The organism is Promicromonospora sp. NPDC050249 (genome assembly GCF_040656015.1).
Classification (GTDB): Bacteria; Actinomycetota; Actinomycetes; order Actinomycetales; family Cellulomonadaceae; genus Promicromonospora.
Window position 1 is genome coordinate 157,830 of record NZ_JBFAKY010000011.1, and the last position, 11,692, is coordinate 169,521.

An 11,692-nucleotide genomic window follows, 5' to 3' on the forward strand; every position below is an offset into this window, starting at 1 on the left:
GACGCCGCTTCGGCGAAGCCCGCCCCCTCCGGCAGGGTCAGCGGAGCAGGTAGATCTCCCCGACCCGGATGTACTTGTCAGCAGCGGCGATACGCAGGTTGCCGGTGACGCGAGCGGTCCCGTCGAAGTTCACGTACCGGACGCCGTTGGTCGCCGAGTACGCGTCGAAGGAGCCAAGGAGCGTCGTCCCGATGTACACCTTCACGACCCCGTACGAGGGTCCGGTGTGCACCTTCACGCGGGCGGACTTCCCGATGATCTGCCGCGCCGAGTACAGGCCCTTGTCCGGGCTCGCGTAGTGCGAGTACGGGCCGGTGCTGTTGCCGCCGTTCATCGTGTCGGTGCCCATGGGGGCCGCCGCGCACGACCAGCCGGTCCAGGCGCTCCACCCCGCCTGGTCCTGCGCGCGCAGGCGCAGGCAGCGCTGGTCGCCCTCGTTGAGCACGTAGCTCGCGGAGCCGGTGTCGCCGGACAGCGTCTCCGTCGCGGGGAGCGAGACGTTCGTGCCCCGGGCGAGCCAGTGCCCCACCTGGTACGCCGTGACCGTCCGGTCGGTCGTGCCCCAGGAGTACTTCGGCGACACGGTGTTCACGCCGGTGTTCTCGTTCATGTCGGCGGCCGTTGGCCATTCCGGCAGGTACGTGGGTGCGAGGGCGGGACGCTCGGCGGTGGTGCAGGTCTCGGCCGACCACTGGCTCGTGTTCCCGGCGCGGTCGGTCGCCGTCGCGGACCAGCAGACCGTCGCGCCCGCTGGGTAGGGCTGGCCGTCGACGGGCGCGTAGTCACCGAACTCGGTCGAGCCGGCGGGACGCAGGCGGTAGCGGTAGTCGTGCTCCGCGACACCCGTCGCGCGGAACGGTGGGGTCGCCCGGTCCGTGCCGGACGCCTCCACCTCGAACTCGACGGAACCGTTCGCGGTGGTCCCGAGGTAGCGGTGGACGGGCGCGCCGACGACGGGCGCCGCGTTGTCCACGATCTCCGTCGCCGGATCGGAGGACCACTCCTGCAGGTCGCTCGCGAGACGCGCGTTCTGGGCCTCGTCCACGAAGGCGACGGCGGTGCCGGCGTCGTTCAGGTCGAAGGCGGTGGTCGAGCCCAGTGTGCCCGCGGTACCGCCCAGGTAGGGGACCACGAGAAGCGCGCCGTCCGACGTCGACCGGCCGAGCACGAACCCGGCGCCGAGCGACAGGTCCTGCGACCGCAGGCCGGCGGAGACCGGGATGTGGGTGTAGACCTCCTGGTCGTCGAGCGTGAGCGCCGCGCCGCCGTCGGTGCAGGCCATGAGGGCGAACCGGCCGAAGGCGTCGGCGACCTCGACGGTGTCGGCGCCCGGGAGGACCCGGCACGCCTCGGTGTCCGAACGGAGCGCGTCGTTGCCCTGGGAGGCCGGATAGGACCAGGTCTCCGCCCCCCGCTCGGGCAGCCAGTCGACCCCGGGGTGCGCGACGAACGCACGGTTGCCGTCCACCGCGTAACCGAGGGCCGGGTCGAGGTCCCCGTAGCCGTCGTTCGGCTCGCTGAGCCAGACCTCCTCGCCACCCGTGATGGGCTGGGTGAACAGCCGGTCGAGGGGCGAGTGCTCGACGGTGTAGATGATCCACTCCCCGCCGTGGCCCAGCACGGTGCCGAGCGGCACCTCGCGGCTGCCGCCGCCGTCGCGGGACCAGGCGAGGACCTCGGTGCCGCCGGCCGCGAGATGCACGACGTCGTTCTCCGCCGCCAGGAGGTCCCCGGCGAGGACGTGGCCGCCCCAGGTGTCCGACCACTCGCCACCCGCCAGCGGGCGGTGGTAGACGTGCGGCCCGGCAGGGGTCGCGACCTCCACGAGCACGGAGTCTCCCGCGAGCGCGACGTCGCGGACGGTGCCGAGGTCGGCAAGATCTTCCGGTGTCGCGAGGATGTCGGAGGGTATGGGCTCTACTGCCTGCGCCGCAGGTGCCGCGGTGGCCGGGACGGCCGCCAGGGGCGCCACGAGCAGGCTGGTGCATGCGACAGCTGTCATCGCGAGCCTGGTGACCGGTACGAGTCTGTCCATGAGTCGCTCCATCGCTGGCTGCTGGTTCCCCCTGCAGACCGAGTCTGTGCCTTCTGCCGACGGCGTTCGACGAAACTAACGGGTGAATTGCCCGAGGCGCCGAAGGTTGTCGCCCGGCTTCCCGCGCTGGACATCTCGGTCGGTGCGGGTGCGAGGATGACGGCATGGGAGTCGTCACCGATCGACGGCGCGTCGTTCGCGTCCGTGAGGGCGCACGTGCGGCACGCCCGGACACGCTCGCCGTCGAGGAACCGCTGATGGTCCGGCTGGTCGATCCAGGTCCGGCACCCGGCAGCACCACACTGACCGTGACGATGCGCACTCCCGGCGACGACTTCGACCTCGTGGCCGGCTGGCTGGTCTCGGAGGGCGCGGTGGCCGCGCCGGACGACATCGTGGCGATGCGGCTGTGCCCCGACGAGGACAACACCGTCGAGGTGGCGCTCGCGCGCGGCGTCGAGCCCCCGCGGCAGCGGGCCTTCGCGACGACGAGCGCGTGCGGCGTCTGCGGGTCCGACACGGTGGTGGAGGTGCGGGCAGGGCTGCGCTGGCCGGTCGCGAGCGACCCGGTCACCGTCGGCTCGGACGTGATCTCCGCGCTGCCCGACCTGCTGCGCGAGCGTCAGCGCGCCTTCGACCGGACGGGCGGCCTGCACGCGGCGGGCCTGTTCACCGCCGACGGCGAGCCCCTCTATGTCCGCGAGGACGTCGGCCGGCACAACGCCGTCGACAAGGTGGTCGGGGCGGCGCTGCGCGACGGCGCCCTGCCAGCTGCCGGGACGATCCTCCAGGTCAGCGGGCGGGCGTCGTTCGAGCTGGTGCAGAAGGCCGCGCGGGCCGGGATCCCGGTGCTGTCCGCGATCTCGGCACCGTCCACGCTGGCCGTGGACCTGGCCGACGAGTGCGGCCTGACCCTGCTCGGCTTCGTGCGCGGCGACTCGATGAACGTCTACACGTGGGCGGACCGGGTGGTCTGATCCGCCGGACCGCGGTCCTGCCCGAGCACGCGTCCGAGGAACGCGGCCGCGCTGTCCATCGCCCGCGCCGCCGCCGGCTCCGTGGCGTGGTGGTGCTGGAACACGTGCGGGCTCCCCGGGTAGACCTCGAGGGTCACCTCCACGTCCGCGGCAGCGGCGCGGGCGGCGAGGCCCGTGGAGTCGTCGAGCAGCACCTCGTACGAGCCGACCTGGAGCAGGAGCGGCGGCAGGCCGCGCAGGTCGCCCAGCAGCGGGCTCGCGAGCGGGGTGCTGGGGTCGGCGCCCTCCGGCAGGTACTCGTTCGCGTACTCCTGGATGTCGGCGGCGTCGAACACCGGGTCGACGCTCTCCTTGCCGGTGAGGCTGGCGCCGGACAGCGTCAGGTCGAACCAGCCGGAGAAGGCGACGACCCCTGCGGGGAGCGGCAGCCCGGCGTCGCGCGCGGCCAGCAGCGTCGCCAGGGCGAGGCCGCCGCCTGCTGAGTCGCCCGCGAGAACCACGCGTGCCGGGTCGTAGTCGTCGAGCAGGGCCCGGTACGCGGCCAGCGCGTCGTCGACGGCAGCGGGGAACAGGTGCTCGGGAGCGATCCGGTAGTCGAGGGAGAGCGCGCGCAGGCCGGCGCGTGCGGCGAGCGCGGCGGTGAGCGGGACGCCGGTGCTTGCGGCGCCGATCACGTAGCCGCCACCGTGCAGGTAGAGCAGGACACCGGCGTCGTCGGCGACGGACGGTACGGCGACGTCCAGCGCCGGGACGTCCCCGAGCGCGGTCTCCGACACGAGGGTGCCCTCCGGCACCGGCATCTGACCGAACGACGCGTAGAAGGTGCGGAGCTCGGCGAGCGACTTCTGGTCCATTGTTCCTCCATGCCCGAAGATAGATTCCATGGAAGCCAAACAAGATTCCCAGGAATCTATTCCTCGGGACGCGGGATCCGCCGGCGCGCGGCTGCTCGACGATCTCGTCCGCGTCGAGGTGCGGCTCTACACCCTGCTCGACGCCCGGCTGCGCGGCCTGCACGGCCACGGGCTGGGCCGGATCGACCTGCTTCGCGTGATCGCCGAGGTTCCCGACTGCCGGGTCTCGGACGTGGTCCGGCGCCTCGGCATCACGGTGGGTGCCGCGAGCAAGGGGGTCGAGCGGCAGGTGCGCGACGGCCTGGTGCGCCGCGCCGCCAACCCGGAGGACGGCCGCTCGTCGTTCCTCGCGCTCACACCCGCCGGGCAGCAGGTCCTCGACGAGGCGCTGCCGACGCTCGACCAGGAGGCGGCAGCGGTGCTGCACGGCACGGGTGTGCCCGACGGCGACCTCGCCCACCTCGCGCGGATCCTCGCGGCGGTGCGTGGTGCGCTGGAGGACGGCCGCACGAGGTGAGGCGGACGGACAGCCCTACCCCGCGAACAGCGGGATGACGCTCCTGATCGTCTGGAAGAGGCCGTAGGCCAGCGGGACGGTCACCACCAACCAGGTGACGACCAGTCGCGGGACCTGGTTCGACGTCGGCTCCGGGGCCGGCCGTCCGGCCTGCGTCGCGGTCTGTTCCGGCATGGTCACGCCTTTCCCTCGGAGAACGCGTCGGCGCGGCTCGGCGCCTCGTGGAACCGTGCCGCCACGGGGCGGATCAGGATGTTGGCGACGAAGCCCACCGCGAGCACGGCGACCATGGTGAACAGCGCGGGCCGGTAGTCGGCGGCGACCAGCTCGCCCGGCGTGCCCTGGGCGTCGAGGAACCCGTTGATGATCAGCGGTCCGGCGATACCGGCCGCCGACCACGCGGTGAGCAGGCGGCCGTGGATGGCGCCCACCTGGAACGTGCCGAACAGGTCACGCAGGTACGCGGGGACCGTGGCGAAGCCGCCGCCGTAGAACGAGAGGATCACCGCGGCGACGAGCACGAAGATCACCGTGGAGAGGTGCCCGACGGTCGCAAGGAGCAGGTACAGGACCATCCCGACGCCCAGATACATGATGTAGGTCGGCTTGCGGCCGATGTAGTCCGAGGTCGACGACCACACGAAGCGGCCGGCCATGTTGAACAGGGACAGGAACGCGACGAAGCCTGCCGCCGTCGTCGGCGCGACCGACGAGGTGCCGCCGTCACGGAAGAAGTCCTGGATCATCGGCGAGGCCTGCTCGAGGATGCCGATGCCTGCCGTCACGTTGCAGAACAGGACGGTCCACAGGAACCAGAACTGCGGGGTCCTGATCGCGTTCGCCGCCGAGACGTTCGCGGCCGACACCATCGGCCTGGCAGCCACCGCACCAGCGTTGAACCCCGCTGGCGCCCAGCCGGGCGGCGGGACCTTCACCGTGAAGACGCCGAGCATCATCACGAGGAAGTACACGATGCCCAGCGTCACGAAGAGCGAGGTGACGGCGCTGCCGGAGGCCACGGAGGTGGGGTCGGAGGGGTCGTAGCCGCTGTCGTAGAACGCCATGAGCTGGCGCGAGAGCGGCGAGGCGACGAGCGCGCCGCCGCCGAAGCCCATGATCGCCATGCCGGTGGCCAGCCCCGGCCGGTCCGGGAACCACTTGATCAGCGTGGACACCGGCGAGATGTAGCCGATGCCGAGCCCGATGCCGCCGATGAAGCCGTACCCGAGATACACGAGCCACAGCTGCGACGTCGCGATGCCCAGCGCGCCGACGAGGAACCCGGAGGCCCAGAAGCAGGCCGACGCGAACATCGCGGCCCGGGGACCCGCACGCTCCACCCAGGTGCCCAGCACCGATGCGGAGAGCCCGAGCATGACGATCGCGATGGAGAAGATGACGCCGATCGCCGTCAGGCTCGACTCGAAGTGCGCCACCAGCGCGCTCTTGTAGACGCTGGTCGCGTACGCCTGGCCGATGCACAGGTGGATGGCGAGCGCCGCCGGCGGGATGAGCCATCTGCTGTAACCGGGCTTGGCCACCGTGTGCTCGCGGTCGAGGAACGACAACGCCACCACGCACCTCCTCGTGCTCGGGGGATCCGGCCGCGGGAGGTGCGGTTTCACCCGTTTCGCTGCGCACGCTACTGGCGGCCGGATGCCCCGGTCAATGGTCAGTGCTGCGGGCTGCGCACCGCGGCCAGGAAGAGGGGCAGGCCCGTCTCGGTGTGGGCGATCCGCAGCAGATAGGGGCGGTCGACGGTCATCCGGACGGGTTCCTCCGGCGCCGCGCCGCTCGTCTCCATGCCGAACTCGGTCACGGCCGCCGCGACGGTGCCCTCCTCGTCCAGCCGCAGGTAGGCCTGCTGGAACGCCTGGCTCAGCCGCAGCGGCTCCGTCGTCGTGATGCCGGACAGGTCTGGGCCGTCGTAGAGGCCACCAAGACCCGCCTCCTCCAGCGCGGGGGCCAGATCGAGGACAGGCGGCTCCAGCTCCAGGGTCGGCATCGCCAGCTCGACGGTCCGCGGTGCGGCCGTGTCCAGGCTGCCGGTGAGAGCGGTCAGGGTCTCGGGCGAGACCTCCGCAGGGTCCGTGCCGACGGGCGGCAGGAGCACGTCCGCGTGGAACGCGTCGATATACGGCAGCCGGACGGCGGCCCACCCGTCGCTCTCCGCGTACGCCCAGAACTGAGCACCGTGCAGCATCTCGGTGGGCGCGGTGCCGTCAGGGCCCGTGAACTCCTCGTCACTGGTCGCGCCCTCCTGGAAAGGCGTCTCCCAGCGCGCCGCGAGCAGGAGGGCGTTCTGCAGGACCAGGCGCAGCCTCGCGTCGGGTTCGATCGCCGACTTCTTGATCAGGCCGCCGGTGTGGTGGTTCACCCACGCGTCCAGGACCCGCTTGCCTCCGGCGCTGCCGAGATCGGTGCGCTGGACCCCGGCGTCGAACGACGTCGCGAGAGCGTCGAGGTAGGCCGGCTCGACCTCGAGCTCGTCGTCCAGGACCGCCTGGTTCACGAGGTGCAGCACCGGCTTCTCGGGCAGCTCGTCGTCCTGCGCGACCCCCGGGTCGCCGTCGTGCTCCGCGAGCGCGCCCTGGAGGGCGTTGTAGGTGGACGTGCGGTCGGCACCCGAGGCGCCGAGCGCCGTGTCCAGAGCCGCTGCCGTGTCGCCGTCGGCGCCCTCGGCGAGCAGCGCCAGGGCGAACGAGAGCGACGCGGGGGAGACGAGGGCGTTCTCCTCCGGTTCCTCGGTCGCACGCAGCGCGAGCAGGCCCAGCTCCTCGGTGGCGCGGACGGCGTCGGCGCTCGCGGGCGCGTCGGCGACGGTAATGACCGTGCGCTCCGCGTCGGAGCGTTCCAGGCCTTCGTCGGGGTCGGCGCCGGAGCAAGCGGTCAGGGCGAGTGCCGCTGCGGCCACGACGGCGGGGGCCGTCATCCGACGGTGGGCACTTCGACCGTGGGCTGGGCTGGGACGCTGCACTGTTCCTCCTGGGGATGCCGCACGCGGGAGCGCCTGCGGCGAGGTTCTGACCTCTTGTGTGCCGAGCCGCGTCGGGCTTGCAGCGGTTCGTGCGGGGACTCTCAGGTCGCCATCATGATCCGGCTGTCTGACACGCCCGGCGGATGCGACAAGTGTCAGTGGCGGCGGGCACAATCTGTCCCGACCTTCTAGACGTGAGGTAAGGGATCAAGTGGCAAGCATCAATCGGCGCATCGCCGAGGAGCTGGGTGTTCGGGAGGGGCAGGTCGCGGCGGCAGTCGACCTGCTCGACGGCGGCGCGACGGTGCCGTTCATCGCCCGCTACCGCAAGGAGGTCACCGGCACGCTCGACGATGCGCAGCTGCGCACGCTCGAGGAGCGGCTGCGGTACCTGCGCGAGCTGGAGGAGCGGCGCGCGGCGATCCTGTCGTCGGTGGAGGAGCAGGGCAAGCTCACGGACGAGCTGCGCGCTCAGATCCTGGCGGCGGAGACCAAGTCGCGCCTCGAGGACATCTACCTCCCCTTCAAGCCGAAGCGGCGCACCAAGGCGCAGATCGCCCGGGAGGCCGGCCTGGAGCCGCTCGCCCTCGCGCTGCTCGGCGACCCGTCGCTCGACCCGACGACGGCTGCCGGCCCCTACGTCGACGCCGACAAGGGCGTCGCGGACACGGTGGCGGCGCTCGACGGCGCCCGCTCGATCCTCGTGGAGCGCATGGGTGAGGACGCCGACCTGATCGGCACGCTGCGGGAGCGCCTCTGGAAGCGCGGCCGCATGCTGTCCACCGTCCGCGACGGCGCGCAGGAGAAGGGCGCGAAGTTCTCGGACTACTTCGACTTCGCCGAGTCGCTGTCCAGCCTGCCGTCGCACCGGGTGCTCGCCCTCTTCCGGGGCGAGAAGGAGGACGTGCTGGACCTGACGATCGAGCCGGAGGAGGGCATCGAGGCAGGCGTGCCGACGTCCTACGAGGCGACCATCGCGCACCAGTTCGGCATCGCGAACCAGGGCCGCCCGGGCGATCGCTGGCTCGCCGACACCGTGCGCTGGGCCTGGCGCACCAAGATCCTCGTGCACCTCGGCATCGACGTGCGCCTGCGGCTGCGTTCCGAGGCGGAGGACGAGGCGGTCCGCGTCTTCGCGGCCAACCTCCGTGACCTGATGCTCGCCGCGCCGGCAGGCACGCGGGCCACGATGGGCCTCGACCCGGGTCTGCGCACGGGCGTCAAGGTCGCCGTCGTCGACGCGACGGGCAAGGTCGTCGAGTACGCGACGATCTACCCGCACGCGCCCGCGAACCGCTGGGACGAGTCGCTCGCGAAGCTCGCCACCCTGGCCAGGAAGCACGACGTCGACCTCGTGGCGATCGGGAACGGGACGGCCTCGCGCGAGACCGAGCGCCTGGCCGCCGACCTCATGAAGAAGGCGCCGGAGCTCGGCCTGACCAAGGCCATCGTCTCGGAGGCGGGGGCGTCCGTGTACTCGGCGTCCGCCTACGCGAGCGCGGAGCTGCCCGACCTCGACGTGTCCATCCGGGGCGCGGTGTCCATCGCCCGCCGCCTCCAGGACCCGCTCGCCGAGCTCGTGAAGATCGACCCCAAGTCGATCGGCGTCGGCCAGTACCAGCACGACATCACCGAGACCAAGCTCTCGCGGTCGCTGGACGCGGTGGTCGAGGACTGCGTGAACGGCGTGGGTGTCGACCTGAACACCGCGTCGGTGCCGCTGCTGTCGCGCGTCTCCGGCATCACCTCGACACTCGCGGAGAACATCGTTTCGTACCGCGACGCGAACGGCCCGTACCCCTCGCGTGCGGCGCTCAAGAAGGTGCCGCGGCTCGGTCCCAAGGCGTTCGAGCAGTGCGCGGGCTTCCTCAAGGTCTCGGGCGGCGACGAGCCGCTGGACGCGTCGTCGGTGCACCCGGAGGCGTACCCGCTGGCGCGCCGCATCGTGACGGCGGTGGGCGCTGACGTGAAGGCCCTCATCGGCAACGGGAGCGCGCTGCGCACGCTCAAGCCCACCGACTTCGTCGACGAGACGTTCGGTCTGCCCACGGTCACCGACATCTTCGCCGAGCTGGAGAAGCCCGGCCGTGACCCGCGCCCCGCGTTCGTCACGGCGTCCTTCGCGGACGGTGTCGAGAAGCTCGGCGACCTGGTGCCCGGCATGGTCCTGGAGGGCCAGGTCACCAACGTCGCGGCGTTCGGCGCGTTCGTGGACGTCGGCGTGCACCAGGACGGCCTCGTGCACGTCTCGGCCATGTCGAAGAACTTCGTGAGCGACCCGCGCGAGGTCGTGAAGTCGGGCGACATCGTCAAGGTCAAGGTCATGGACGTCGACCTGCCGCGCAAGCGGATCGCCCTCTCGTTGCGCCTGGACGACGAGATCGGCGTGACCGGCGGCCGCACCTCGGGTGGCTCGCGCTCCGGCGGAGAAGGTCCGGGCGGGCAGGGCTCTCGTGGCCAGGGTGGCGGTCAGCGCGGCGGACGTCCCGGTGGCGACGAGGGTCGCGGCCGGAACGGGCGAGGGCAGGGCGGTCAGGGCCAGGGCGGTCAGGGCGGCCGCGGGCGCCCCGCGCCTGCCGACACCGCGATGGCGGACGCGCTGCGCAAGGCCGGGTTGGCCTGACACGCCGAGCCGTCTGGCGATCGGGCCGCCGGAAGGCCACGATGACGGCATGAGCATTCCTGAGGAGACGTTCGACGTCGTAGTGATCGGTGGTGGCCCGGTCGGTGAGAACGCCGCCGACCGGGCCTCGCGCACCGGCCTGTCCGTTGCCCTGGTCGAGTCCGAGCTGGTGGGCGGTGAGTGCTCGTACTGGGCCTGCATGCCGTCCAAGGTGTTGCTGCGGGCGGGCGCCGTGCGCGCCCTGGCCAAGGAGACGCCCGGCCTACGGGATCCGGGCGCGCCAGACGTCGCTGCGGTCTTCGCCCGGCGCGACGAGATCACCAGCAACTGGGACGACTCCGGGCAGGTCTCCTGGGTCGAGAGCGCCGGGCTGACCCTGGTGCGCGGGCACGGGCGCCTGGCCGGGGAGCGGCTCGTCGAGGTCACGGTGCCGGCAGGCTCCGACAGCGAGGCGCAGGGCGGGGCGGACAGCGGCCTCGGGGAGGCCGAGACGGGAGAGGCCCCGGCGAAGCGGCTCCTGCGCGCCCGGCATGCGGTGATCGTCGCGACCGGCAGCGTCCCCGTCCTGCCCGGCACGCCCGGGCTGGCGGAAGCCGCGCCCTGGTCGAGCCGCGAGGCGACGGCATCGGACACGGTCCCCGAGTCGCTGGTGGTCGTCGGCGGTGGGGTGGTCGGCGTCGAGATGGCCAACGCGTACGCGGACCTCGGCGCGCGGGTGACCCTGCTGTCGCGCGGCGGGCTGCTGTCCGCCGCCGAGCCGTTCGCCGGCGAGATGGTCGCGGAGTCGTTGACCGCGCTGGGCGTGGACGTGCGTACCGGCGCCGAGGTGGCCTCGGTCGAGCGCCCCGGCGTCGGTGCCGAGGACGGCCCCGGCCCGGTGACCGTCACCCTCGCCGACGGCGACAAGATCACCGCTGCCGAGATCCTCGTCGCGACCGGGCGCGTGCCGCGCACGGCCGACGTGGGTCTCGAGAGCGTGGGCCTGGACGAGTCAGGGCTCGGCCGCGGCGGCGCTCTCGTCGTCGACGAGTCGTTGCAGGTCACCGGCGTGCCGGGCGGCTGGCTGTACGCCTGCGGCGACGTGACCGGCCGTGCGCCGACCACCCATCAGGGCAAGTACCAGGCGCGGATCGTCGGTGACGTCGTGGCCGCGCGGTACGGCACGGAGGCGGGGGACCGGTCGCCCACGAGCGGTGACCCGGAGCCCGCCGTCGGGCAGGAGGGCAAGGCGTGGTCGCGGTATGCCGCGACCGCCGACCACAGCGCTCGGGTCCAGGTCGTGTTCACGCGGCCGCAGGTCTCGTGGGTGGGACCGACCGAACGTGAGGCGCGCGCGGCGGGCATCCCGGTGGAGGCAGTGTCGTACGACCTGGCCTGGGTGGCCGGCGCGAGCGTGGAGACGCCCGGTTACAAGGGGCGCGCCCAGGTGCTCGTCGACAGGCAGCGGCGTGTGCTGGTGGGCGCCACCTTCGTGGGGCCCGACGCCGGGGAGATGCTCCACGCCGCGACGATCGCCGTCGTCGGCGAGGTGCCGCTCGACCGCCTCTGGCACGCGGTCCCGGCCTACCCGACGGTCAGCGAGGTCTGGCTCCGCTTCCTGGAGTCCTACGGCCTCTGACCCGGAGCGGCGACTGCCGAAGTAGAGCGCCTGTCCATTCGCGCTGATGGGTCTGCGGCAGCTCTACTTCCTGCTGGGTGGCCTGCTCGAC

General features: G+C 72.3%; 9 protein-coding genes. 4 read left to right on the top strand and 5 right to left on the bottom strand.

The window, feature by feature from the left end; all coding sequences use genetic code 11:
- Positions 1-37: 37 nt before the first annotated feature.
- Positions 38-2,035 (bottom strand): hypothetical protein, encoded by a 1,998-nt coding sequence (locus AB0I32_RS11670; RefSeq protein WP_357505982.1) that lies wholly within the window; start codon positions 2,033-2,035, stop codon positions 38-40.
- 164 nt (positions 2,036-2,199) lie between these two features.
- Between AB0I32_RS11670 and fdhD the strand changes: the two genes are divergently transcribed.
- Positions 2,200-3,012: a formate dehydrogenase accessory sulfurtransferase FdhD gene (gene fdhD / locus AB0I32_RS11675; RefSeq protein ID WP_357505984.1), complete on the top strand. Its 813-nt coding sequence runs from the start codon at positions 2,200-2,202 to the stop codon at positions 3,010-3,012.
- Here the strand turns inward: fdhD and AB0I32_RS11680 are convergent.
- Positions 2,985-3,866 (bottom strand): alpha/beta hydrolase fold domain-containing protein, encoded by an 882-nt coding sequence (locus tag AB0I32_RS11680; RefSeq protein WP_357505986.1) that lies wholly within the window; start codon positions 3,864-3,866, stop codon positions 2,985-2,987. The genes fdhD and AB0I32_RS11680 overlap by 28 nt on opposite strands.
- A gap of 28 nt (positions 3,867-3,894) precedes the next feature.
- Between AB0I32_RS11680 and AB0I32_RS11685 the strand changes: the two genes are divergently transcribed.
- A complete protein-coding gene (locus AB0I32_RS11685; RefSeq protein ID WP_357505988.1) occupies positions 3,895-4,383 on the top strand; it encodes a MarR family winged helix-turn-helix transcriptional regulator in 489 nt (162 codons plus the stop codon).
- Between the two features lie 15 nt (positions 4,384-4,398).
- Here AB0I32_RS11685 and AB0I32_RS11690 read toward each other — a convergent pair whose 3' ends face one another.
- From AB0I32_RS11690 to AB0I32_RS11700, 3 genes are all read right to left on the bottom strand, one after another.
- On the bottom strand, positions 4,399-4,557 hold the full coding sequence (locus AB0I32_RS11690; protein WP_357505990.1) for a hypothetical protein: 159 nt from the start codon (positions 4,555-4,557) through the stop codon (positions 4,399-4,401).
- Positions 4,558-4,559: 2 nt separating this feature from the next.
- Positions 4,560-5,951 (bottom strand): OFA family MFS transporter, encoded by a 1,392-nt coding sequence (locus AB0I32_RS11695; RefSeq protein WP_357506014.1) that lies wholly within the window; start codon positions 5,949-5,951, stop codon positions 4,560-4,562.
- Between the two features lie 104 nt (positions 5,952-6,055).
- The gene (locus tag AB0I32_RS11700) at positions 6,056-7,315 is read right to left on the bottom strand and encodes a serpin family protein (RefSeq protein ID WP_357505992.1); all 1,260 of its coding nucleotides are present in this window, start codon (positions 7,313-7,315) and stop codon (positions 6,056-6,058) included.
- Positions 7,316-7,571: 256 nt separating this feature from the next.
- On the opposite strand from AB0I32_RS11700, the gene AB0I32_RS11705 reads away from it, so the two are divergent.
- Both AB0I32_RS11705 and AB0I32_RS11710 read left to right on the top strand, forming a co-directional pair.
- A complete protein-coding gene (locus tag AB0I32_RS11705; protein ID WP_357505994.1) occupies positions 7,572-9,983 on the top strand; it encodes a Tex family protein in 2,412 nt (803 codons plus the stop codon).
- A 49-nt stretch (positions 9,984-10,032) separates the two neighbouring features.
- The gene (locus AB0I32_RS11710; protein ID WP_357505996.1) at positions 10,033-11,601 is read left to right on the top strand and encodes an NAD(P)/FAD-dependent oxidoreductase; all 1,569 of its coding nucleotides are present in this window, start codon (positions 10,033-10,035) and stop codon (positions 11,599-11,601) included.
- The last annotated feature ends 91 nt before the right edge of the window (positions 11,602-11,692 follow it).